This window comes from Mesorhizobium sp. A556, from assembly GCF_054489545.1.
On sequence record NZ_JBTMXA010000014.1, the window covers coordinates 34851 to 57377 of the forward strand.

Here is a 22527-nt window from a genome sequence, read left to right on the forward strand (position 1 = left end):
ATGGCGGCAATCGGGAAGTCAGAATCGATCGGCGTTGTCGGCGCCGGCACGATGGGAGCGGGCATCGCCCAAGTCGCCGCAGCGGCAGGCCACCCCGTTATCCTCTATGACGCCATGGCCGGAGCCGCCGCGAGAGGGAAAGAGAGACTTCGCGTCGATCTGGAGAAGCTGGTGGCGCGCGGCCGCACCTCGCAGGAGGGCGCCGACGCGCTGCTGGACAGGATTGTGCTCGCGGATAACCTTGAAAGCCTCTCCCCGGCAGCGCTCGTTGTCGAGGCCATCGTGGAGAACCTGCAGGTCAAGCGAGAACTCTTCGCCCGTCTCGAGGCCATCGTGCGGCCGCAGGGAATCCTGGCGACCAACACCTCATCGATCTCGGCGACCTCGATTGCCCGTGACCTCAATTTTCCATCCCGCTTCGTCGGCATGCATTTCTTCAACCCTGCGCCTATCATGAAGCTGGTCGAGGTCGTTTCGGGCATCGCCACCGCGCAGGAAAATGCTGATACTGTCTTTGCTACCGCCGAGGCTTGGGGAAAAGTCCCCATTCATGCCAAGTCGACGCCAGGTTTCATCGTCAATCGCGTCGCCCGATCCTACTATGCAGAGGCGCTGCGGCTCTACGAGGAGCAGGTAGCGGACCCCGCCACTCTGGATGCGCTGATGACGGAAGGCGGCGGCTTTCGCATGGGACCTTTCGCGCTGATGGACTTGATCGGCCATGACGTCAATTACGAGGTCAGCATGTCGGTATTCAACGCCTACTACCAGGAGCCGAGGTTCCGGCCGTCCATTGTCCAGTTGGAACTGGTCAATGCCGGGCGTCTCGGGCGCAAGACCGGACGGGGCTTTTACGATTACGGCAAGGATGCCGTGCAGCCGACGCCGACGGCCCATAAAATACCTGAAGGCACCGCGCCTTTCCCAGGCTTCTCGGTAGATATCCCCTTTAAGGCTCTTGATGTGCACATTCTACCTACGGATGGCCAAACTGCGCATGATCGCGCCACGTCCCTTAGCGGACCGGTGATCCTGTACGATTTGGCTGACCGCTCTTCCGGCGCTTCGCGCATTGGCTTCACTGCATCGCTGGATGTGCCCACCGAAACGGTGGAGCGGTTTGCCGCGACGATGAAGGCGATGGGGCTGGAGCCCACGCGATTGCCGGACTGGCCCGGCCTCGTGGTCATGCGCACTGTGGCTATGCTTGCCAACGAGGCCTTTGAGGCGGTGCTGCACGGTGTCGCCGATGAAGCTGGCGTGGACACCGCCATGCGCTTCGGTGTCAATTATCCAAAAGGGCCGATTGGCTGGGCGCGAGAAATCGGACTCGCCCGGGTACTCTGCGTCATTGATAACTTGCGCACGCTGACGGGCGACCCACGCTATCGCGCGTCACTCGCCATGCGCATGGCAGCCAAGACCGACCGGGCTGAAGTGCTTTAGGTCAACCGCCGTTCCTGCTGCCGGCCCCGTCAGTAATCAATACGCAACGGCGCGGCGCGGCGTCGGCGCAATGCTTGCCGTCTCCGACGACCCCATCATCATCCGCTGCCGCTTGCGCTGCGTCGACGAGTCAATGTTCATCTCCTCCCGGTATTTCGCCACGGTGCGGCGGGCGATGTCGACGCCCTCATTCTTTAGCCGGCCCATGATCGCGTCGTCGGAATAAATGGTTTCTGCGGTCTCGGAGTTGATCAGATTCCTGATCCGATTTCGGATCGTTTCCGACGAGTAGGAGGTCATGCCGTCGGTCGCGGAGATAGAGTTGACGAAAAAGAACTTTAGCTCGAACGTGCCCCGGCTTGTGAACACATATTTGTTGACTGTCGCACGGCTGACGGTGGATTCGTGCAAGTCGAGCGCATTGGCGACGTCACGCAGGTTCAGCGGGTGCAGATGGCCGGCGCCATGGAGTAGAAAATCTTTCTGCCTCGCGATCACTTCGGTCGCCACCCGCAAGATGGTCTGGGCGCGCTGTTCGAGATTGCGGACGAGCCAGTTAGCATTGTTCCAGCAATCGATGACGAACTTGCGGCCGTCCTTAACGCCGCACTGCGCCGATATTTCCGCATAATATTCCCGGTCTACGAGAACCTTCGGAAGCTGAGCCGTATTGAGCTCTACGGTGAAACTGCCGGCTGCGTCGGTCCTGACGATCACGTCTGGCAAGGCCGGGATGACCGGGTCGGTCGCGAATCTGTAACCCGGACGGGGTTCCAACTTGCGGATCTCAGTCGCCAGTTGGGCGACGCCTTCTGCATCGAGGCGGCAGATCTTGCCCAGTTCCGCGACCCGGTACGCGGCGAGCAAGGGAAGGTTGTCAAGGAACAAGGTAAGCTGCGGTGTCAGCCGGTTGGCGTCGCGAAGCTGCAGCTTCAGGCACTCGGACAGGTTGCGGGCACCGACGCCGGAAGGCTCGAAGGTCTGGACTGCTACCAGAACCCGCGTCACGTCTGTCTCTTCGACATCGAGAAGATAGGCGATTTCCTCTAGGCTCCTGCGGAAATAGCCGTCGTCCTCGATGGAATCGACGATCTCCAACCCGATCCGGATGTCGCGAGGATCACGCACCATAATCATGAGTTGTGAACGCAAATGGTCCTTGAGTGTTGTCCTTGCCGCGCACATTACTTCCAGGCTGGGAGCATTGCGTGCAGTCGAATCGGACATTCGAATCTTGGCTGATCGTTTATCGCCTGTCTGCCGATGTTCCGCACTGCCCGAACCCCGCGAGTAAGGCGGGGATGCAACTTGGCTTGGTACGGACTGTGTATCGGATGACGACGCGGTCGCAGAGGCCTGAGACTGCGAATTCAGCCGGATCAGCGGGTTGCGCTCGACTTGTTCCTTGACGTAGGCATCAAGTTCCTGCCCGCTGTATTGCAGCACCTGAATGGACTGGATAAGTTGCGGCGTGACTGCAAGCGTCTGCGTGGGTATCAGCTGCACACTGGCGGTAATATTCATTATTTCCTCCCTATCGACCCGTACCTCGTCCCAACCATGTGTTTCCTCCAACACGTGGCCATGGGTCATGGCCTTTGATGCAACAATCGTGCCAGTTAACTTCCGGCGCCAGAGTCCACTGCTCAGAGCCTCTTGGCGTCGGCGCTGCACGCAAACGTTGATTGACATAGTGTATCGAAGGGCTACAACGCCTCCTGGCAGTGACTGCAGCACGGACATATTGGCGCTGTGGTAGCGACGGTGGAGGAAAATAGTGACAGTTGCGGCTCAGTCCGGCATCGCCGGTATTGTCATCGTCAATGGCGCGGGCAAGAGCCTTGCAGCGCTGGGTGTAGGGAATGACCCGCGGATCAAGGCGCTTGTCGCGGATTCGGAATGGATGGCGCAGGCGACCGGCAAGGGGCTCGTGCCGATAATTATGAAGGATGCCAGGCTCGCGGCAATGATAACGGCGACGGCAGACGGAACCATCGTGCTCCTGTCCGAACTGGCCAGCGACACGGTGGTGAACTTCCTTGCGAACGTAGATTTCGCCTATGACATCATCGAACACATCCTAACCGACCCCTACGACGCGATGGTCGTCGTCGATGCCGACGAAAAGCTGGCCTTCATGTCGCCCGCCCATGAAAAGTTCTTCGGACTGGAGTCCGGCCAGGCATGGGGCAAGCATATCCGCAACGTCATCGAGAATTCGGGACTCCCGCATGTCCTCAAGACGGGCATCGCCGAGGTCGGCCAGATTCACCGCATGAACGGCAAGGACCGGGTCGTCTCGCGCCATCCTATCCGTCGCCAGGGCAAGGTGGTCGGTGCGATCGGTCGCATCATGTTTAAGGGGCCGCAGCAAGTCGAGGCGCTTGCCCGACGCATCAATGCGCTGGAAAGCGAGATCGCACTCTACAAGACGGCGTCGCGAGAGGAGCAGCGCGGCGAGCGCTTCCTCGATGCCATCATAGGTGAAAGCTTCGCCATCAAGTCGGTGCGCGAGCAGATACGCAAGGTGGCTCCGCTCGACATCCCCGTGCTGATCCGCGGCGAGAGCGGTACTGGCAAGGAACTCGTCGCGCAGGCGCTGCACATGATGAGTTCGCGCCAGGACGGCCGGCTGGTGACGGTGAATGCCGCTGCGCTCCCGGCATCGCTGGTCGAGAGCGAGCTTTTCGGCTACGAGGCGGGATCCTTCACCGGAGCCGACCGCAAGGGACGCGCCGGCAAGTTCGAACTGGCCGACGGCGGAACGATCTTCCTCGACGAGATAGGCGACATGCCGCTGGAGGTGCAGTCCAAGCTGCTCCGTGTGCTGCAGGATCGAATCGTCGAGCGAGTCGGCAGCGACAAGCCGAAGCGCGTTGATTTCAGGCTGTGCAGCGCGACCAACCGTGACCTGGAACACTTCGTCAACGAGGGCAAGTTCCGACTGGACCTCTTCTACCGGATCAGTCCTTTTTGTATCAATTTGCCTTCCCTGGAAGAGCGGATCGAGGATATCCCGCTACTGGTTGGGCACTTCCTGCAGGAACTCTCCAGACAGTACAACCGGGCAGTGCCGGAAGTGTCGTTGGAACTCCAGGAATATCTCATGAACCGCTCTTGGCCGGGCAATATCCGCCAGCTTCGCCATGAGATTGAGCGCGCCTTCGTGCTGGGCGGGGACAACCGGCTGTCACCATCCGATTTCGTCCGCTCGGACGGAATGAGCGTGTCCGCGACCCGTGCGCAGCCTGCGCGCAATGGTGCCACCGAAGACAAGTCTGGCACTTTGCGCCACGCGCTAGACCACCTTGAGTCGGAGATGATCGGATCGGCAATGGCGCGGTTTGGCGGCAACAAGAAAAAAGTCGCGGAATATCTCGGAGTGTCCCGCTCCTATCTTTACAAAAAGCTCGACATCGAAAGCGCCGCTGCCGGGTAGGCAGGTTAGTGGGCCACGCCCTGGCCACCATCGAGATAAATCGTTTCCCCGGTCAGGAAGGGGATCTTCTCGGCGAACAGCATGCCCACGAGGCGGGCAACCTCTTCCACCGTGCCCGGCCGCTGCAGCGCGATGCGCTGGCGCAGGAATGATTTGACTTTCTCCCGCGAGAGGTAATCCCGGTTTAGCTCGGTTTCTATGTAACCCGGTGCGACATTGACTACGCTGATGCCGTCCGCTCCCCATTCAACCGCCATACAGCGTGACATGGCCGCGACGGCCGCCTTCGACGCGCAGTAGGCGATGTTGTCGCGGACGCCGAGTTTGCCGAATACGGACCCCATGTTGATGACGGTGCCGCGCGTCTCCTTGAGCAGGGGGTAGGCCTCGCGTGATGCGATCAGCACAGAGGTCACATTGAGCCGCATCATCGCTTCGAACTCCGCGGTCTTGGTCTCGGCCACGGACTGGAGACTGTGGAATCCGGCATTATTCACCAGCCCGTGCAGCGGGCCTTCCGCCGCAACCTCTCGAAACAGCGCCTTGATGGCCTCTTCGTCCGTCATGTCGCAGATCTTGGCAACGCCGACTTTCGCCCGACCCGAGCGCGATACGCAAATGACCTCGAAACCGCGTCGGTCGAGATCCAGCGCGATAGCTTCGCCGATGCCCTGGCTAGCCCCTGTGACCAGTATACGTTCACGCGCCATCTCAGCAATCCTTGAACTGGGGTTTGCGCTTCTCCTCGAATGCGGCCATGCCTTCCCGTGCATCCTCCAACTGGTAGGCTAGGGTAGAGGCGTCGCTCTCGATTCTCAGCGCTTCGTCGATGGAGGTTTCGGCCGCGCGGGCGATCGCCCGCCGCGTGATCTCCAGCACCGGGAGGCTGTAGCGGGTGATGCTGGTCGCGAAGGCAATCCCGGCCTGCAAGAGGTCGTCCTTCGCCACCGCGTTGACAAGGCCGATGCGCTCTGCCTCCTCGGCGCCAACGTTGCGGCCGGTCATGATGATTTCGAGCGCCCGGCCCTCACCGATGAGGCGAGGGAGGCGCGCGATGCCTCCATAGCCCGGCGTCAGGCCAAGCTTGATCTCCGGCAGGCCGAAGATCGCGCTGGGCGCTGCGATCCGGAACGTGCAGGCCAGCGCCAATTCACAGCCGCCACCGAACGCATAGCCGTTGACAAGCGCGATTGAAGGTACGGGCAGCCGGTTGAGCTTGGCGAACACGGTCTGACCGAGCTCGGCGCCCCGTTTCTGGTCCATGAGCGTGCGGTCGCGCAATTCCTTGATGTCCGCCCCGGCGCAGAAGGCCTTCGATCCCTCTCCGGTCACCAGCAGCGCGCGCACGCCATTGTCAGCACTGACCTTGTCGAGCGTCCGGTCGATCTGGCGGATGATGTCGAAAGACAGCGCATTGAGCGCCTCTGGCCGACTGAGCGTGATGAGAGCGCAGTCTCCTACCCGGGTAAATTTTACTGTCATGGTATGATTATCCTGTAGCGGAACGTCGAAGAAGGCTAAGCCCTGCGCTTGTACATGAATGTCGCGGTCATGCTCTGCACGGTTTCGTCGTGCTGATTGACGAATTCGCGCTTGAAGGAGACGATGCCGCGGTCGCTCTTGGAGGTTTCCTTCTTGCTCGTCACAGTCGAGCGCATATGCACCGTGTCGCCATGTTTGACCGGCTTCAGCATGCGCCACTCGTCGATGCCGATGACGGCAAGAAGCGTCCCATCATTGACGCCGCTGGCATATTGCAGTCCGCCCATCACGGCATAGACCAGCGGTGCGTGCGCAATCGGCTCGCCGAAGGGCGTGGTTTTGCAGTACTCGAAATCGGTGTGGACGCCGTTGAAGTCGCCCGATAGGCAGGCGAAATTGACGATATCGGTCGAGGTAATCGTCCGCCGCGGCGTCTGGAGCACCTCGCCCACGTTAAAATCCTCGAAATAGCGTCCACGCGGTTGCTGCGACATGCGGTTCTCCTGGGTCGTGGTGACGATTTAACGCGGGCTGGCGGTGAGGATGCTGGTGCAGTGCGATGACAGGATGCCTCCCTCGCCATGTACGATTGCCGCTTCGGCGCCGGGTACCTGTCGGGCCTGCGCCTGGCCGCGCAACTGGCGCACGGCCTCCACGATGGCCATCAGCCCGCCGACGGCGCCGGCATGGGCGTGGCTCAACATGCCGCCATGGGTGTTGACCGGCAACTTGCCGCCAATTCCAGCTTCACCGGATGCAAAGAACGCGCCCGCCGCACCGCGCTCGACCAGACCGAGTTCTTCCATCTCTATGATCGGGACGATGGTGAAGCAGTCGTAGAGGAATGCGATGTTCATGTCGGCAGGGCCGAGACCGGCCATGGAATAGGCGGCCTTGCCCGAGGCGGTGGTACCGAACTCGGTCAAGCTGGGCGCAGAAGTGAGATGCTCGTGGGTATGCGCCTCACCAATGCCGGCGAGGTAGACGGGCTTTTGCGGGAGGTCGCGGGCCCGCTCGGGCGTCGTCACGATGAAGGCGCCGCCTGCATCCGAGATGAGGCAGCAATCGTAGAGGTTAAAAGGATCGGAGATGGGCTTGGACGTCAGCACGTCGTCCAGAGTCAGCGGGGTCTTCATGTGCGCATTGGGGTGCTGCAGCGCGTTCTTGCGTGTACTGACCGCCACGGCCGCCAACTCTTCGCGCCTGGTGCCGTATTTGTGCATGTAAGCTTGTGCAACCATCGCGTAAAGCGAAGGGATACCAACGCCGTAAGGGGCTTCGTAGTAAGGATGGCCGACGGAGGCCATGGCAGCGACGGTCTCGTCGCGAGACATTCCCGTGGCGCGGTTCTCTCCGGCGCAGACGAGCACGTACTTGGCCGCGCCGCTGCTCACCGCTTGCGCGGCATGGTGGAGCATCACGGTCGGCGATGCCCCGCCGACGACGATCGAGCCGCCATAGCTCGGCTGGATACCAAGATACTCCGCCAGAACCGAACCCAGCATGAAATAAGGCTCGGTGAAGGAATAGGCGGTCAGGAGTCCGTCTATATCCGTGTGCTTGAGCCCGGATTCGTTGATCGCCCTGCGGGCGGCCTGGGCATTCAACCCGAGTCCGGTCATGTGCGGCACGCGACCGATGTCGCTTTCGCCAACACCTACGATCACGGCACGGTTGCGAAGGGTCATAGGTGTTCCAACTCCACTGTCGAGCTTTCTGGTGTAGGACATTGCCAACCAGGAATTTGGTTCCGCGCTGCCGCACACCGGTTCACCAAGACCTAGCAAGCCGGATGCCATCGGCCGACCGGCCTAGCCGTTTCCAGCTTGATGCCGGCTTGGCATTGAACTTGCGGAGCCGAATACGAGTTTTCAGGGCGGCAAAGACGCGCGCCGGTCGGTCGGATCCGACAGTCGCGTCGCTCGGAGATCGCTATAGAATTGGAAGGCGACGGAGCCGTTTCCCAGGCAATCGTCCGACGGAAGGAACAGATATGGCAGACATAGAACAGTTGGAAGAGATCAGGTCGACGGTCCGCCGCTTCATGAAGGCGGAAGTCATTCCGCAGATGGAGCAATACGAAGCGCGTAAGGAATTGCCCCGCGCGTTGATCAGGAAGGCGGGCGAGTTGGGTCTCTATGGCTCCGTGTTTCCAGAATCGGTCGGTGGAACCAATCTCGGCTATATGACGGCGGTGGTCATCCTCGAGGAGATTTCCCGCCTCGACGTCCGATTCGCAGTTTGCAGCAACCAGCAATCCGGCACTTGCCCGACCTCCATCTATCTCGCCGGCACGGACGAGCAGGTCAAGAAATACGTGCCCCGTCTTATCGGGGGTGAGATCATCGGCATGATGTCCCTGACCGAGGAAGGCAGCGGCTCCGATGCGGCCGGCGCGATGAAGACGAGAGCCGTCCGCCACGGCGACGTCTACAAACTCAACGGCTCGAAGATGTGGGCGACGCTCGGCGATGACTGCGACGCCGGCATACTGCTCGCCAAGACCGATCCTGCCGCCGGCGCAAAGGGCGTGACGGCCTTCATCGTAGAGCCGAAGAAGTACCCAGGCTATACCGCCAAACGCATCGAAACCGCCAATCTCTCCAAGGCTTTCACCGCGTCGGCGCTTTTCCTCGACGATTTCGTCGTCCCGGTGGAAAATCGGCTCGGAGACGAAGGCGAAGGTTTCAAGATGATCATGCGCGCGCTGCAGTCCGGCCGGGTCGTGATTTCCGCCAAGTCGCTCGGTATCGCGCTGGGCGCCTATGACGACGCGGTGCGCTACGCCAACGAACGCATCGTCCGAGGCAGTCCGATAGGCCGCTTCCAGATGATCCAGTCCATGATTGCCGACATGGCGGTGCAGATCGAGGCTAGCCGCGCGCTGGTGTACAAGGTGGCGACGATGATGGATGCGGGTGAGGCGACCAATCGCATCGCCTCCATCGCCAAGTATCATGCGGCTTCCACGGCCAAGTTCTGCACAGACATGTGCCAGCAGATACATGGCGGCTATGGCCTGTCTACTGAGTTCCGCGTAGCCCGCTACAAATCGTATGCGGACCTCATGTACACGGGCGAGGGCACGGCCAATGTCCAGAAAATCCTCATCGCAGAGGATGCGCTGGGCTACAAGGACGCCGACCGCCATCATGGTAAGACGGGCTTCCGGCCGATGGGCAAGGTCGCAAACTGACGTCGGTGACCGGCGATCGTGAACAATGACATGCCAGAGGAGACAGCCTTTGTCTGACCATCTAGATATTGAAGTCGTCGACGGTATCGCGACGATTACGATGAATCGTCCCGAGAAGCTCAACTCGTTCACGCATGACATGCTGGTCAAGTGGGTTGACCGGATCGTCGAGACCGGCCGACGCGAGGATGTACGCGTGGCCATCCTGACAGGGGCGGGCCGCGCCTTCTCCACCGGCGGCGACATACAGGGGTTTGCGGCAGTGGCGCAAAGCACGCCGGCGGAGATAAAGGCCGAGGTCGCCCAGGTGCAGAAGCTGACACGTGCGCTGACGGAATTCGAGAAACCCATCATCGCCGCCATCAATGGCTTCGCGACCGGCGGCGGTCTCGATCTGGCGCTCGCCTGCGACATCCGGTTCGCCGCGCAAAGCGCCAAGATGGCCGAGACTTATGCCCGCATGGGTCTCGTTCCGGGAGCTGGCGGCGCCTATTTGTTGCCGCGCCTAATTGGAAACGCCCGGGCCTTGGAAATGCTCTGGTCGACCGAACCGGTCTCCGGCGAGGAAGCGGAACGCATCGGCCTCGTCAACCATGTCTATCCGGACGAGGAGCTAATGGCGCGCACCCAGGATTTTGCCAGGAAGATCGCCGCCGCCGCGCCACTTTCCGTCCAGATAATCAAAAAGATGGTGCGGCTCGGCGCCGACAAGGATCTCGCGACCGGCCTGGAACTGGCCGCGTCCGGGCTTGCCGTCGTGCGCAAGAGCCAGGACCACCTGGAAGCGGTCGCCGCGTTCAAGGAAAAGCGGACACCCGTCTTTCATGGAAAGTGACCAGTTCGTCACTACGACCTAGGAGAGAGCCATGATCAAATTCCACGTCATGTATCCGCCGCAGGAAGGCGGGCATTTCGATTTCGACTACTATGTCGACCACCACATGCCGCTGGTAACCGGGCTGATGGGCGCGGCCTGCGTTTCGATCTCGCTCGACAAGGGGCTCTCGGGATTTCGCGCCGGCTCGGAGCCGCCTTTCGTGGCCCAGGCGACGGTGGCATGCGCTTCGATGGACGACTTGAAGTCCTCACTCTTCCCGCACCTTCCCACCATCAGTGCCGACATCCCGAGGTTCACCAACATCAAGCCGGTGATCTGGGTCAGCGAGTTGGTTGGCTCCAAAAGTAGGAAATGAACGCCTTGCTTCGACCCGCCGATGGCACGCTTTGTGCGTAGAAGGAATCGAGTGGCCACTATCAGGGAGACTGCCCATCATGAAAACCCGGATCACCGAACTCTTTGAGATCGCCTATCCGATCGTCCAGGGCGGGATGCACCATGTCGGCTATGCGGAACTCGCCTCGGCGGTCTCCAATGCTGGTGGGCTCGGCATCATTACGGCGCTGACGCAACCCTCTCCGGACGCTCTGCGCGCGGAGATCGAGCGCTGCCGCGCCATGACCGATAAGCCATTTGGCGTCAATCTCGCTTTCCTCCCCTCCACCCGGCCGCCGGACTACGCCGGTTACGTAAAGGCCATTGTCGACGGCGGCGTCACGATCGTGGAGACGGCCGGCAACAATCCCAAGGAATGGATGTCGGCATTCAAGGACGCCGGTATCAAGATCATTCACAAATGCACGTCCATACGCCATGCGCTCACGGCAGAGCGCCTCGGTTGCGATGCCATCAGCATGGACGGCTTCGAGTGTGCCGGACATCCGGGCGAAGATGACGTCACCAACTTGATCCTCCTTCCGCTTGCCGCGCGGAAGCTGAAGGTGCCGTTCATCGCCTCTGGCGGAATGGTCGACGGCGCTTCCCTTGTCGCCGCTCTCGCGCTCGGCGCGGACGGCATGAACATGGGCACGCGCTTCATGGCCACGGTCGAGGCGCCGATCCATCAGAACGTAAAGGACGCGCTCGTTGCCGCGTCCGAACGCGACACGCGCTTGATCCTGCGGCCGTTACGCAACACCGAACGCGTGCTCGTCAATCCAAGCGTCGAGCGCGTGATCGCGACGGAGAAGCGGCTTGGCGCAGACGTGACCTTCGAGGATGTAGCGGCCGAGGTCGCTGGTGTTTACCCCAAGGTCATGAGTGGAGATGTCGACGGCGGCGTCTGGTCGTGCGGGCAGGTTGTCGGCCTGATCGATGACATTCCGACCGTGAAGGAACTGATCGACAGAATAGTCACGCAAGCGCGCGCCCTCATCGAGGAACGCCTTCCGCGCATGTTGTGAGCGAACAATCTTATTCCCATCCATCGAAGAGTATGACGAGATGACCATGAGCAACGTGAAAAATGACGACCAGGAACCGGAAGTCCTGCTGGAACGCCGCGACGGCATTGGGATAGTCACCCTGAATCGGCCGCGCAAACGCAACCCGTTGACCCACACGCTGAGCGACGCCTTCCTTCGCGTTCTCGACGAAGCCGAACGCGACAGGGACCTGAGAGCGCTGGTGGTGACGGGCGCCGGATCGGTATTCTGCTCCGGCGCGGAACTCGGCACCTTGGTCAAGCCGGAGGGGGTCGAGGATATGGAGTGGCAGTTCGTCGCCGTGCGCAGCCACTGCAAGATGATCCAGCGGATCAAGGAACTGGACCTGCCAGTCATCGCGGCGGTGAATGGCCCGGCTATCGGCGGCGGCGTGGCTCTGGCACTCTGTTGCGATCTCGCCATCGCGGTGCCTGAGGTCAAGTACCACTTCGCCTTCGGCCGCATCGGCCTTGGCGCATGGGACATGGCCTGCACCTATCACCTGCCGAAGCTGGTCGGAACGATGCGTGCCAACCGATGGCTGCTGACCAGCGCCGTCGTGGAGGGACAGGAAGGCAAGGATGCGGGCCTGTTCTTGGACCTAGTCCCCGCGGATCAGTTGCTCGATCGCGCCGTCGAGCTGGGTCAGGAGATCGCGGCAGGCGCCCCTCGGCGGGCGACTGCGGCTACCAAGCTGTCGCTCGTGCGCGCAGCCGACATCGATCTCACCTCGTGCCTGGCCTATGAGGCTTACACGCAAAACTACCTGTTCCAGAGGAGCGAGCACAAGGAAATGCTGTCCGCTCTCATGGGTAAACTGGGTAAGAAATAAAACCGCGACCCGGCAGCGCCGGTCCGTGCGGCGTCAGGCGCCAAAGGTAGACATTCGGGAATAAAGCGCATGGTTTCGCTCAATTTGCAGAACGCGGACGGCAAGGAATACTGGGAGGGCGCTGCTAACGGCAAGCTTCGCTTCCAGAAGTGCCGGCAGTGCGAGGCCATACAGTTTCCGCCACGCCATCACTGCGCCACGTGCTGGGAAGCCGAACTGGAATGGATCGACTGCCGCGGCGAGGGTACGGTTGAGAGCTTCACCGTGGTGCGCCGGGCGCCGATTTCGTCCTTCCGCGACAAGGTTCCCTATGTGGCGGCCGCCATCCGCACGCGCGAAGGTCCGCGGATGATTACCAACCTGATGGGCGAGGACGCGCTCGATGTGAATATCGGCGACCCCGTCAAGGTCGAGTTCGTAGCAAACGAGGCAGGCGACGTCTTGCCCCAATTCCGCAGGGTTCGCGCAAGGTAGTGGAGCGGTCTCCAGCCCCGTGACGCCTGCCGATGCAATGAAGACGGGGGGATCATCCATGACGACATCCGGCAAGCCACAGCGAACCTATATCGGCGTGGTCCGCACCTGGGAGTGCGATGAGAACGAACATCTGAACCTTGGCTTCTACATTCGCGCTTTCCAAGATGCGTCCGAAGCATTCGCGATCCTGGTAAGCGGAAGGAATCCTGGGGCGTCCACCGCCGTGTTGCGCCACCTCAGGTTTCACCGCGAGCTTCTGGTCAGCAAGATCTACACGATCGATTCCACTCTGGTCTTGGGCGGAGAGTATGACGGGGCCATCGTGCACCTCCTGAAATCCGACGGTGTGCTGTGCGCGACGGCGCTTGATAGGCCAGGCTACGACATCACAGGTTCGACGCCTCGTTGGGAGCAGCCGGTCGGGATGGCGCTCGCACTGCCCCGCGGGCTGGCCGCGACGCCCCATTCATCAAATGACAAAAAGAGTCCCGATGCTGCGGGCCTGGAAGCGCAACTCGGCATCGTGCGACCGGATGAAGTGGATCACACCGGGCAGTTGATGATGCACGAGCTCTTCGCTTTCTGTACCTTGTCGTCGCTTCATATGCTCCATTCGATAGGTCTGTCGTCAGAGTGGAGAGCAACCTCAGCTTGTACCCATATGGGCGTTGAGGTTAAGGTCACGCGCCATGGCGATTGCCGCCCAGGCGACGCGTTGAGGTCCCGATCCTGGATATCGCCGATCGGTTCGAAGGCACTGTCCCTGCGGCATGTGGTCTGCACGCAGACCGGTGCGCCTGTCGCGTCGGTCCAGCAGGTTCTTGTAGTCGTTAATTCAACGGCGCGGCGCGCTGTGGCCTTGCCGGATTTTCTCCAATTTCTTCAGCCCGCCTGATTTTCGTCGACGTCAAAACAGGGCGCGCGGAGAATCAGGCGCCTTGTTTGTCGGGCGATTATTCCGTCGCGATTTCTATCTTGAGATGCGGCTGCATTTCGCCGTCTTCAATGACGCTCAGCCCGATCGGGAAGATCAACTGCTGGTTGATGCCGAGCTGGGTCTTTCCGCGCCATCCGGCTTTGCCAAGATAGCATGATTCCGCGTTGTTTCGCGCAGTTCTGCCGCGATTTTCTCGGCATCCTGATCGGTGCCAGCTTGGTCATTAGGCCCGAGGATGACAACCGACTTGAAGCCGAAGCGATCCTTCGCCGCCTTGATGAAGGCAGGACCCCAAACGGTCGGATCAAGGCCGTCTGCGAAAGCCAACGGGAAGTCCGGCGAGATGGTTTCCTGCGAGTAGGAACTCGAGAAGCTGACCTGCGAATTCCGCTTGGCAATTGTATTGAAGCCTGCGACTTCCGGGGAAGAGACGGGGCCAACGATGGTGTGGACGCCCTCCGACGCCAAATAATTCGACGCCGCCGCGGCTCCGGCCGCCGCCGACTGGGCGTCATAGGTCAACACCACGACATTGCACTCTTGTCGCCCGCCTGCACGCCGCCATGAGCGTTCGCCCACGCGGCTTCGAACTCTGTGCCGGCTTTGCGGGCCAGGCCCCAGGCAGCGCCGCCGCCTGTCATCGGTCTCGCGAAGGCGATCCTGTTTTTGGCCTCCGACGACGCCGCTTCGATCACCGGACAGGCGCTGGCGGTGGACGGCGGAACCCTTGCGCTCTCGTCGGGATATTCGGCACCCCGCTCAACAAGAGCCTGAACGGATCAGCGTCTCCACAGCCGCTGTGGCTCGTGAATGCGGGCGACTGAGTCCCGTTTTCCATCAAGTAATCCCACTTTGAATGCGCAGTTGGCACGGCGTTTGCTGCTACCCGTCACGGTAGGAGCGCAACGTCGCCGTCACCGCATAGCGCCATGGGAGGAGCTAATGACACTAAGGATCAAGAGCCAGGTGGATTTCCTGGCAGGGCTGATGTTCACCATTCTCGGAGTTGCGTTCACGCTCCTGTCGCTACGTTATCGACTGGGCTCGGCCGGCTCGATGGGGCCGGGGTATTTTCCTATGGTCCTTGGGCTCCTACTCGCGGTTTTGGGTCTGATCGTGCTCGCAGCCAGCACCACCGGCGAGGAGGAAGACGCGCTCGAGACGATCAACCTGCGTCCGGTTGGTCTCGTCACCGGCGCGGTCGCGCTGTTCGGCACTTTTCTTGTTCCCCTCGGGCTCCTAGTCTCCTCGTTCATGCTTATCGTGCTGAGTGCGCTCGCCAGCAAGGAGTTCCACTGGAGATACGCCGTTCTGACAGCGATCGTCATGATCGTGGCCTGCTATCTCATGTTCGTCGTTGGCCTCGGGTTGCCGATGCCGATCTGGCCGAGGATCCGATGATGGAACTCTTCGATCACCTGGCCCTCGGGTTTCAGACGGCACTATCCCTGAACAATCTTTTCTATTGCTTCGTCGGTGTTTTTCTGGGGACGGCGATCGGTGTCCTGCCAGGGCTGGGGCCGGTTACGACGATCGCGATGCTGCTGCCGCTAACCTATGCTCTCACCCCAGTCGCAGCCCTCATCATGCTCGCTGGAATTTACTACGGCGCCCAGTATGGCGGGTCTACCACGGCGATCCTGGTGAACCTTCCAGGCGAGGTGTCTTCGGCGGTTACCTGTCTCGACGGCTATCAGATGGCCCGGCAGGGGCGCGCGGGCGCGGCCTTGGCGACCGCGGCGCTGGCGTCGTTCTTCGCGGGTACGGTGGCGACGATACTCATAGCGGGGTTCGCCCCGCTGCTGACCAAGGTCGCGCTGCAGTTCGGTTCGGCCGAGTACTTCTCGCTCATGGTGCTCGGTCTGATCGGAGCCGTTGTGCTGGCGCAGGGCTCGCTTCCAAAGGCGATCGCGATGATCGTCCTTGGTCTGCTGCTTGGCCTGGTAGGCACCGACGTCAATAGCGGCGTTGGCCGCTTCACCTATGGCATTCCTGAACTTACCGACGGCATCAGCATCATCGCTGTTTCGATGGGCGCCTTTGCGCTGTCAGAGATCATGATCAATCTGGAAAACCAGGAGAAGCGAGACGTCTTCCTCTCCAAGGTCAAAGGACTCTGGTTGAGCAAGGAGGAATTTCGACAGGCCGCTCCAGCGGCATTGCGGGGAACCGCGATCGGATCGATCCTCGGCGTATTGCCGGGAGGTGGAACGCTGCTCTCGTCCTTCGCTTCCTATGCGGTAGAGAAAAAGGTTTCCAAGAATCCCGGCGGGTTCGGCCGTGGCGAGATCGCCGGCGTGGCTGGTCCCGAGGCTGCCAACAATGCCGGCGCGCAGACGTCTTTCATACCGATGCTGACGCTTGGCCTGCCATCCAACGTCACCATGGCGCTGATGATCGGCGCCATGTCGATCCACAACATCCAGCCCGGCCCGCAGGTCATCACTTCCGACCCCGCGCTGTTCTGGGGCCTTGTCGCCTCGATGTGGATCGGTAACGCCATGTTGGTCGTCCTGAACCTTCCCTTGATCGGAATGTGGATCAAATTTCTTCAGGTTCCTTATAAGGTGCTGTATCCGGCAATCCTGTTGTTCTGCGCCATTGGCTCGTTCAGCATACAAAACAGTGTCTTCGACATATACATAACGGCCCTGTTCGGCGTCATCGGCTACATCTTCCAGAAGTTGCGGTGTGAGCCGGCACCGTTGCTCCTCGGTTTCGTACTTGGACCGATGATGGAGGAAAACCTACGACGTGCCATGGTGCTTTCGCGCGGGGATCCGTTGGTTTTCCTGACACGGCCACTCTCCGCCACGTTGCTGATAATGGCGCTGATATTGTTGGTAGCAATCGCGGCCCCCTCGCTGCGGCGCAAGCGCGAGCAGGTATTCAAGGAAGAGGAATCTCGGTAACACCTCTCGACACCGTGTCGCCAGGGTTGCGGTCGGGAGGAACCGGACAGCGACAATGAACGAACTTATCCACGTACCAACATCGATTTGCAGGCGAATGCTCAACAAGGCGCAGGAAATTGATATGCAAGCCAAGTGCCTGTCGCCTTTGCTGAAGTCGACAATGCCTTTGCCGGCATCGGATCGGAAATGATCGCGAACCGGCGCGCTGCCGGCCGCGAAGCCGGAGATCGCGAATGACAACGGCATCGCAAGCGCTTTCCGGCCGCGTCGCGCTCGTCACCGGTGGCGGTTCCGGGATCGGGCTTGGTATCGCCAAGGCCCTGGCGCGGACTGGGGCGAGCGTCGTCGTTGCCAGCCGCAGCTTGGAAAAGCTGGAAGCGGTCGTGCGCGAGATCGAAACTGCCGGCGGCAGGGCGCTTGCCTGCCAGACCGATGTGCGCTCCTTCGACGAGGTCCGCGGGGCTGTTGCGGCTGCGATCGAAACCTTCGGTGGGTTGGACGTCATGGTCGCGAATGCGGCGGGCAATTTCGTGGTTCCAACGCATGAAATGTCGGTCAATGCCTGGAAAACTGTCATCGACATCGATCTCAACGGTACGTTCTACTGCGCCAAAGCGGCCTACCATGCGCTCAAGGCTTCGCCCCATGGCGGCCGCCTCATCGCGATTTCGACCATGCGGGCCATGGAAGGATGGCCAGGCTGCGCCCATGCCGCTGCGGCGAAAGCCGGTATCATGTCGCTGATGAGGACGCTCGCCGCCGAATGGGGCGCCGACGGCATATGCTGCAATACAATCGCGCCCGGTCCGATCGGCGATACGGAAGGCGTCAAGCGCATCTATGAGGGCGCCAGCCTGGCTGCTAATGAACTGTCGAGTGTTCCGCTCGGGCGCTTTGGCAGCGTTATAGACATCGCAAATGCGGCCCTTTTCCTCTGCTCGGATGCTGGTTCATACATCAGCGGCACCGACCTGGTCGTCGATGGTGGCCGCCAACGAGGCCGCGGCAGAGCGATTTCGTCTGTTCCTGAAAGGCCCGAAGCATCATGATCAAGCAGTACCCTCATCTCGAAACCGAACGGCAGGGCGGTGTCCTCATCATTCGTCTCGCCAACGAGACGGCCCGCAATTCCCTGACGCGCGAGATCAGGTTCTCGCTGCGCGACGTGGTCCGCGAGATACAGGACGACTATTCGATCCGTAGCGTTTACCTGACGGGAAAGGGCAAGACGTTCTGCGCCGGGGGGGATCTGCGCATGCTGTCGGATGGTGGCGATCCCTGGCCGGCGCATCGGCGGTTCAGGCATGCCGGCACATTGTTTCCTCCGCTGATGACGCTTGACAGGCCGGTAGTCTGCGGCGTGCGCGGAATGGCCGTCGGCGGCGGGTTCGGCCTGGCGCTGATGGCCGACACTATCGTCGCCTCGCGCAATGCGCAATTCATGGCCGGGTTCTTCCGCCTCGGCGTGGTGCCGGACTGTCTGACCTTGTTCACCCTGCCTCGGCTGGTTGGCCTCGCCAAGGCGCGCAACTTCTTCTATGCCAATGCAACCTGGACGGCTGCTGATGCATTCGAAAACGGCGTCGTCGCCAAGGTAGTCGATGACGAAGAGGTCGACGCCCAGGGCCTGGCGCTGGCGCACCAATACGCCGAGGGGCCAGCCCAAGTGATGGGTCTAGCCAAGACAATCATGCTGAAATCGTTCGAAAGCAGTATTGAGGAGATGATGAATTACGAGAATCTTGCGCAAGTTCTGGCCCAATCCAGTTCGGAGTTCCGTGAGGGGTTGGCCGCGCTCAAGGAAAAACGGCCTGCCCGGTTCGCCGAAGCCGCACTGCTCAGTGGTTCCCATGACGGTATGTCATCTTATGACGGAGCGGAGCGTTAGAGTTTCGCATCTGATCGTATGGTCTGCCACTTGAAAGAACTCCCGAAATGGTTTGATCACAGAGGCGCAGGCGTCGCCAGCGACGTGCAGCGATGCTCGAAGAATCGGGTCGCTTCTTTCGCGAGCGTTGTAAAATGCTGGTCGCTGAGCTGTGATCGTTGGAGGCCCGCAACACGGAGCAATCCGGTAACGCTCTTTACAAAGCCGCCTCGTTTTCTGTGCATCCGGTGCCTCGAGTGCCGGATATGGCACGACACTTGCGAAACAACGGATGTGTATCGCCCCTGAGATGTGTCGATTTGATGCTATCCCAGACATCGGGTTCGGAAATGATTGTACGCAGGTGTGCAGTGATCGTCGGAGTGAACGAGAGCGACATCGTCAGGCCACTTCGCACACGTGGGAGAACGAGGCCCGAACGGGCTGGTTGCGCGGACGCGGTATGGGAAATCCATAGCGGTAGGCGGCGCTTCTTCAATGATTCAAAAGCGCCACGCCGCTGGGGCCGCCAATGGCGACTCGGCGAGCACGTTCATATGTGTCGGCGCAAACCGCTACTCTATCCAGCGGACGAAAGGATGCCGAGTTCAAGAAACATCGGGAAAGGAGTCTAGGCCTGCCATGAAAGTTCTCGTCCCTGTTAAGCGGGTTGTCGATGCGAACGTGAAGGTCCGCGTGAAGGCCGATGGATCGGCGGTGGAACATGCCAACGTCAAGATGGCGATGAATCCGTTCGACGAGATCGCGGTCGAAGAAGCGATCCGGCTCAAGGAAGCCGGCAAGGTCGAGGAAATCATCGTCGTCTCGGTCGGCCCGCAGCAGGCGCAGGAAACCCTGCGTACAGCCCTCGCCATGGGCGCCGACCGCGCCATCCTGGTCAAGACCGACGAGCAGACCGAGCCGCTCGGTATCGCCAAGGTGCTGAAGGGCGTGGTCGAGGCGGAACAGCCCGGCCTCGTCATCCTCGGCAGGCAGGCAATCGACGACGATTCCAACCAGACCGGCCAGATGCTGGCGGCGCTGCTCGGCTGGGCGCAGGGCACGTTTGCCTCCAAGATCGAGCTTGCCGGCGACAAGGCCAAGGTGACGCGCGAAGTCGATGGCGGCCTGCAGGCCCTGGAGTTGACAATGCCGGCCATCATCACCGCCGATCTTCGTCTCAACCAGCCGCGCTATGCCTCGCTGCCCAACATCATGAAGGCCAAGAAGAAACCGCTGGACGAGAAGTCGCCCGCCGATTTCGGCGCCGACGTGACACCGCGCCTCAAGATCTTGAAGACCGAGGAGCCGAGCGGTCGCAAGGCAGGCGTCAAGGTCAAGAGCGTCGCCGAACTGGTCGACAAGCTGCGCAACGAAGCCGGCGTGCTTTAGTCAGCAGGGATAGGAGATAAAAACATGGCTATTCTTCTGATTGCCGAACACGACAACGCCACCCTTTCCGACCAGACCGCCAAGGCGCTGTCGGCCGCCCTCCAGATCGGCTCCGACGTGCATGTGCTGGTCGCGGGCAAGGGCGCGAAGGCTGCGGCCGCTGCCGCTGCCAAGCTCAAGGGCGTCACCAAGGTGCTTCTTGCCGAGGCCGATGAACTGGCGGAACGCCTGGCCGAGCCGCTTGCACTGACAATCCTATCGCTCGCGGGCATCTACGACACCATCGTTGCCGCCGCGACTTCAACAGGCAAGAACGTATCGCCGCGCGTGGCGGCGTTGCTCGACGTGGCGCAGGTGTCGGAGATCATAGAGGTGGTCTCGCCCGACACCTTCAAGCGGCCAATCTATGCCGGCAACGCCATCCAGACGGTGCAGGTCACAGGAGCTTGGAAGGTGATCACCGTGCGCACCGCTTCCTTCCAGGCAGCGCCCGAAGGCGGCTCCGCATCGGTCGAAACCGTCAAGCCGGCAAGCAATCCCGGCCTTTCGACCTTCATCGAAAACAAGCTCTCCGAGACCGACCGCCCTGAACTGACCTCGGCGAGGATCATCATTTCGGGTGGCCGCGCGCTCGGCTCGGCCGAAAAGTTCCAGGAAGTCATCCTGCCTGTCGCCGACAAGCTCGGTGCCGCCGTCGGTGCTTCGCGTGCCGCCGTTGACGCCGGCTATGCGCCGAACGACTGGCAGGTCGGCCAAACCGGCAAGGTGGTCGCGCCGGACCTTTACATCGCTTGCGGCATCTCGGGGGCGATCCAGCATCTTGCCGGCATGAAGGACTCAAAGGTCATCGTCGCCATCAACAAGGACGAGGAAGCGCCGATCTTCCAGGTCGCCGACTACGGCATTGTCGGCGACCTCTTCACCGTCCTGCCGGAGTTCGAAAAGTCTCTCGCCAAATGATAGCGAATGCGGTTTCTCACAGACTGTAAAGCAGTTTCCAAGGCTTAGCCTTTTGCGGCCACCTGATGAAATAAAACCCCATGCGGACAAGGATGGATACATGCCTGAAGCGTTCATTTGCGACTATATCCGGACCCCGATCGGCCGGTTCGGCGGCTCTTTATCGTCGATCAGGGCGGACGACCTGGGCGCCGTCCCGCTGAAAGCGCTGATGGACCGCAATCCCGGCATCGACTGGGCTGCTGTCGATGACGTCGTTTTCGGGTGCGCCAACCAGGCCGGCGAGGATAACCGCAACGTAGCACGCATGGCCCTTCTGCTCGCCGGCCTGCCCGTCACGACGCCCGGCACGACCGTCAATCGATTGTGCGGCTCCGGAATGGATGCCCTCGGGATCGCCGCGAGAGCCATCAAGGCGGGTGAGGCCGAACTCATGATTGCCGGGGGCGTAGAATCGATGAGCCGCGCGCCTTTCGTCATGCCGAAGGCCACCGAGGCATTTTCCCGCAAAGCCGAAATTCACGATACCACCATTGGTTGGCGCTTCATCAACGCGCTGATGAAGACGCAGTACGGCGTCGATTCCATGCCGGAGACGGCGGAGAACGTCGCTGCCGATTTCCGGATCTGCCGCGCCGATCAGGACGCTTTCGCCGTTCGAAGCCAGGCCAAGGCGGTTGCTGCGCAAGCAAACGGCCGGCTGGCGAAGGAAATCGTGGCGGTGACGATCCCGCAGCGCAAGGGCGATCCGATCGTCGTGGATAGAGACGAGCATCCACGCGCCGGCACCACGATCGAGACACTGGCCAAGCTCTCGACACCCTTCCGCAAGGAAGGTGGAACGGTGACGGCCGGCAATGCCTCCGGGGTCAACGATGGCGCGGCGGCTCTGGTCGTGGCCTCTGAGGCGGCGATGCGGAAATATGGCCTGACGCCGCTCGCACGCATTCTTGGTCTCGCCACCGCCGGTGTCGAGCCGCGCATCATGGGCATGGGTCCCGCGCCCGCAACCCAGAAGCTTTGCATAAGGCTCGGCGTGAAACCGTCCGACTTCGATGTCATCGAACTCAATGAAGCATTTGCCTCCCAAGGCATCGCCGTGCTCCGCGAACTCGGCATCGCCGAGGACGCGGGGCACGTGAACCCGAACGGCGGCGCCATCGCGCTTGGCCATCCGCTCGGCATGTCGGGCGCGCGCATCGCCGGGACGGCGGCGCTGGAGCTGAAGGAACGCGGCGGGCGGCGGGCGCTTGCAACCATGTGTATTGGCGTCGGTCAGGGGATTGCGATTGCCCTCGAGGCATAGGCCCTGACCCTAGCGT

24 protein-coding genes are annotated in these 22527 nt (G+C 61.2%); 18 read left to right on the forward strand and 6 right to left on the reverse strand.

Annotation, left to right across the window (positions count from 1 at the left end):
* Positions 1-1446 (forward strand): 3-hydroxyacyl-CoA dehydrogenase NAD-binding domain-containing protein, encoded by a 1446-nt coding sequence (locus ACX3P0_RS21205; RefSeq protein WP_459091636.1) that lies wholly within the window; start codon positions 1-3, stop codon positions 1444-1446.
* Positions 1447-1482: 36 nt separating this feature from the next.
* Here ACX3P0_RS21205 and rpoN read toward each other — a convergent pair whose 3' ends face one another.
* Positions 1483-2970, reverse strand: coding sequence for an RNA polymerase factor sigma-54 (rpoN, locus tag ACX3P0_RS21210; RefSeq protein ID WP_459091638.1), 1488 nt, complete (start codon positions 2968-2970; stop codon positions 1483-1485).
* Between the two features lie 253 nt (positions 2971-3223).
* Between rpoN and ACX3P0_RS21215 the strand changes: the two genes are divergently transcribed.
* Positions 3224-4885: a sigma-54 interaction domain-containing protein gene (locus tag ACX3P0_RS21215; RefSeq protein WP_459091640.1), complete on the forward strand. Its 1662-nt coding sequence runs from the start codon at positions 3224-3226 to the stop codon at positions 4883-4885.
* A gap of 5 nt (positions 4886-4890) precedes the next feature.
* Here ACX3P0_RS21215 and ACX3P0_RS21220 read toward each other — a convergent pair whose 3' ends face one another.
* Genes ACX3P0_RS21220 through ACX3P0_RS21235 form a run of 4 tightly spaced genes read right to left on the reverse strand, consistent with a single transcriptional unit; the run spans position 4891 to position 8055 of the window.
* Entirely contained in the window at positions 4891-5595 is a 705-nt protein-coding gene (locus ACX3P0_RS21220; RefSeq protein WP_459091642.1) for an SDR family NAD(P)-dependent oxidoreductase, read from the reverse strand.
* 1 nt (position 5596) lies between these two features.
* Positions 5597-6367 (reverse strand): enoyl-CoA hydratase/isomerase family protein, encoded by a 771-nt coding sequence (locus tag ACX3P0_RS21225; RefSeq protein WP_459091644.1) that lies wholly within the window; start codon positions 6365-6367, stop codon positions 5597-5599.
* Positions 6368-6402: 35 nt separating this feature from the next.
* Positions 6403-6861: a MaoC/PaaZ C-terminal domain-containing protein gene (locus ACX3P0_RS21230; protein ID WP_459091646.1), complete on the reverse strand. Its 459-nt coding sequence runs from the start codon at positions 6859-6861 to the stop codon at positions 6403-6405.
* 27 nt (positions 6862-6888) lie between these two features.
* On the reverse strand, positions 6889-8055 hold the full coding sequence (locus ACX3P0_RS21235) for a thiolase C-terminal domain-containing protein (RefSeq protein ID WP_459091648.1): 1167 nt from the start codon (positions 8053-8055) through the stop codon (positions 6889-6891).
* 305 nt (positions 8056-8360) lie between these two features.
* On the opposite strand from ACX3P0_RS21235, the gene ACX3P0_RS21240 reads away from it, so the two are divergent.
* The 7 genes from ACX3P0_RS21240 to ACX3P0_RS21270 all read left to right on the forward strand — a co-directional run bounded on the left by ACX3P0_RS21240 (position 8361) and on the right by ACX3P0_RS21270 (position 14029).
* Positions 8361-9563, forward strand: coding sequence for an acyl-CoA dehydrogenase family protein (locus ACX3P0_RS21240; protein WP_459091650.1), 1203 nt, complete (start codon positions 8361-8363; stop codon positions 9561-9563).
* Positions 9564-9612: 49 nt separating this feature from the next.
* The gene (locus ACX3P0_RS21245; protein WP_459091652.1) at positions 9613-10398 is read left to right on the forward strand and encodes an enoyl-CoA hydratase/isomerase family protein; all 786 of its coding nucleotides are present in this window, start codon (positions 9613-9615) and stop codon (positions 10396-10398) included.
* Between the two features lie 31 nt (positions 10399-10429).
* Complete coding sequence (locus ACX3P0_RS21250; RefSeq protein ID WP_459091654.1) at positions 10430-10756, forward strand: EthD family reductase; 327 nt, start codon at positions 10430-10432, stop codon at positions 10754-10756.
* A 79-nt stretch (positions 10757-10835) separates the two neighbouring features.
* Positions 10836-11804: an NAD(P)H-dependent flavin oxidoreductase gene (locus ACX3P0_RS21255; protein WP_459091656.1), complete on the forward strand. Its 969-nt coding sequence runs from the start codon at positions 10836-10838 to the stop codon at positions 11802-11804.
* A 40-nt stretch (positions 11805-11844) separates the two neighbouring features.
* Complete coding sequence (locus tag ACX3P0_RS21260; RefSeq protein ID WP_459091658.1) at positions 11845-12657, forward strand: enoyl-CoA hydratase/isomerase family protein; 813 nt, start codon at positions 11845-11847, stop codon at positions 12655-12657.
* Between the two features lie 69 nt (positions 12658-12726).
* Complete coding sequence (locus tag ACX3P0_RS21265; protein WP_459091660.1) at positions 12727-13131, forward strand: Zn-ribbon domain-containing OB-fold protein; 405 nt, start codon at positions 12727-12729, stop codon at positions 13129-13131.
* Between the two features lie 58 nt (positions 13132-13189).
* Positions 13190-14029: a thioesterase family protein gene (locus tag ACX3P0_RS21270; RefSeq protein ID WP_459091662.1), complete on the forward strand. Its 840-nt coding sequence runs from the start codon at positions 13190-13192 to the stop codon at positions 14027-14029.
* 135 nt (positions 14030-14164) lie between these two features.
* On the opposite strand, the gene ACX3P0_RS21275 is transcribed toward ACX3P0_RS21270, so the two are convergent.
* A complete protein-coding gene (locus tag ACX3P0_RS21275; protein WP_459091664.1) occupies positions 14165-14650 on the reverse strand; it encodes an ABC transporter substrate-binding protein in 486 nt (161 codons plus the stop codon).
* A 15-nt stretch (positions 14651-14665) separates the two neighbouring features.
* On the opposite strand from ACX3P0_RS21275, the gene ACX3P0_RS21280 reads away from it, so the two are divergent.
* The 9 genes from ACX3P0_RS21280 (at position 14666) to pcaF (ending at position 22511) form a co-directional block, all read left to right on the forward strand.
* The gene (locus ACX3P0_RS21280) at positions 14666-14845 is read left to right on the forward strand and encodes an SDR family oxidoreductase (protein WP_459091666.1); all 180 of its coding nucleotides are present in this window, start codon (positions 14666-14668) and stop codon (positions 14843-14845) included.
* Positions 14846-15013: 168 nt separating this feature from the next.
* Positions 15014-15472: a tripartite tricarboxylate transporter TctB family protein gene (locus ACX3P0_RS21285; protein ID WP_459091668.1), complete on the forward strand. Its 459-nt coding sequence runs from the start codon at positions 15014-15016 to the stop codon at positions 15470-15472.
* Entirely contained in the window at positions 15472-16983 is a 1512-nt protein-coding gene (locus ACX3P0_RS21290) for a tripartite tricarboxylate transporter permease (protein WP_459091670.1), read from the forward strand. Before ACX3P0_RS21285 ends, ACX3P0_RS21290 begins: the two co-directional genes overlap by 1 nt.
* A gap of 55 nt (positions 16984-17038) precedes the next feature.
* Positions 17039-17176 (forward strand): hypothetical protein, encoded by a 138-nt coding sequence (locus ACX3P0_RS21295; protein ID WP_459091672.1) that lies wholly within the window; start codon positions 17039-17041, stop codon positions 17174-17176.
* A gap of 43 nt (positions 17177-17219) precedes the next feature.
* Entirely contained in the window at positions 17220-18035 is an 816-nt protein-coding gene (locus ACX3P0_RS21300) for an SDR family oxidoreductase (RefSeq protein WP_459091674.1), read from the forward strand.
* A complete protein-coding gene (locus ACX3P0_RS21305) occupies positions 18032-18874 on the forward strand; it encodes an enoyl-CoA hydratase/isomerase family protein (protein WP_459091676.1) in 843 nt (280 codons plus the stop codon). Before ACX3P0_RS21300 ends, ACX3P0_RS21305 begins: the two co-directional genes overlap by 4 nt.
* 621 nt (positions 18875-19495) lie before the next feature.
* A complete protein-coding gene (locus tag ACX3P0_RS21310) occupies positions 19496-20245 on the forward strand; it encodes an electron transfer flavoprotein subunit beta/FixA family protein (RefSeq protein WP_459091678.1) in 750 nt (249 codons plus the stop codon).
* A gap of 24 nt (positions 20246-20269) precedes the next feature.
* A complete protein-coding gene (locus ACX3P0_RS21315) occupies positions 20270-21205 on the forward strand; it encodes an electron transfer flavoprotein subunit alpha/FixB family protein (protein ID WP_459091680.1) in 936 nt (311 codons plus the stop codon).
* A gap of 100 nt (positions 21206-21305) precedes the next feature.
* On the forward strand, positions 21306-22511 hold the full coding sequence (pcaF, locus tag ACX3P0_RS21320; protein WP_459091682.1) for a 3-oxoadipyl-CoA thiolase: 1206 nt from the start codon (positions 21306-21308) through the stop codon (positions 22509-22511).
* The last annotated feature ends 16 nt before the right edge of the window (positions 22512-22527 follow it).

Coding starts and splice junctions, on each gene's coding strand:
- ACX3P0_RS21205 (WP_459091636.1), top strand. CDS start 1: ATGGCGGCAATCGGGAAGTCAGAATCGATCGGCGTTGTCGGCGCCGGC.
- rpoN (WP_459091638.1), bottom strand. CDS start 2,970: ATGAATATTACCGCCAGTGTGCAGCTGATACCCACGCAGACGCTTGCA.
- ACX3P0_RS21220 (WP_459091642.1), bottom strand. CDS start 5,595: ATGGCGCGTGAACGTATACTGGTCACAGGGGCTAGCCAGGGCATCGGC.
- ACX3P0_RS21225 (WP_459091644.1), bottom strand. CDS start 6,367: ATGACAGTAAAATTTACCCGGGTAGGAGACTGCGCTCTCATCACGCTC.
- ACX3P0_RS21230 (WP_459091646.1), bottom strand. CDS start 6,861: ATGTCGCAGCAACCGCGTGGACGCTATTTCGAGGATTTTAACGTGGGC.
- ACX3P0_RS21235 (WP_459091648.1), bottom strand. CDS start 8,055: ATGACCCTTCGCAACCGTGCCGTGATCGTAGGTGTTGGCGAAAGCGAC.
- ACX3P0_RS21240 (WP_459091650.1), top strand. CDS start 8,361: ATGGCAGACATAGAACAGTTGGAAGAGATCAGGTCGACGGTCCGCCGC.
- ACX3P0_RS21250 (WP_459091654.1), top strand. CDS start 10,430: ATGATCAAATTCCACGTCATGTATCCGCCGCAGGAAGGCGGGCATTTC.
- ACX3P0_RS21255 (WP_459091656.1), top strand. CDS start 10,836: ATGAAAACCCGGATCACCGAACTCTTTGAGATCGCCTATCCGATCGTC.
- ACX3P0_RS21260 (WP_459091658.1), top strand. CDS start 11,845: ATGACCATGAGCAACGTGAAAAATGACGACCAGGAACCGGAAGTCCTG.
- ACX3P0_RS21265 (WP_459091660.1), top strand. CDS start 12,727: ATGGTTTCGCTCAATTTGCAGAACGCGGACGGCAAGGAATACTGGGAG.
- ACX3P0_RS21270 (WP_459091662.1), top strand. CDS start 13,190: ATGACGACATCCGGCAAGCCACAGCGAACCTATATCGGCGTGGTCCGC.
- ACX3P0_RS21285 (WP_459091668.1), top strand. CDS start 15,014: ATGACACTAAGGATCAAGAGCCAGGTGGATTTCCTGGCAGGGCTGATG.
- ACX3P0_RS21290 (WP_459091670.1), top strand. CDS start 15,472: ATGGAACTCTTCGATCACCTGGCCCTCGGGTTTCAGACGGCACTATCC.
- ACX3P0_RS21295 (WP_459091672.1), top strand. CDS start 17,039: ATGAACGAACTTATCCACGTACCAACATCGATTTGCAGGCGAATGCTC.
- ACX3P0_RS21300 (WP_459091674.1), top strand. CDS start 17,220: ATGACAACGGCATCGCAAGCGCTTTCCGGCCGCGTCGCGCTCGTCACC.
- ACX3P0_RS21305 (WP_459091676.1), top strand. CDS start 18,032: ATGATCAAGCAGTACCCTCATCTCGAAACCGAACGGCAGGGCGGTGTC.
- ACX3P0_RS21310 (WP_459091678.1), top strand. CDS start 19,496: ATGAAAGTTCTCGTCCCTGTTAAGCGGGTTGTCGATGCGAACGTGAAG.
- ACX3P0_RS21315 (WP_459091680.1), top strand. CDS start 20,270: ATGGCTATTCTTCTGATTGCCGAACACGACAACGCCACCCTTTCCGAC.
- pcaF (WP_459091682.1), top strand. CDS start 21,306: ATGCCTGAAGCGTTCATTTGCGACTATATCCGGACCCCGATCGGCCGG.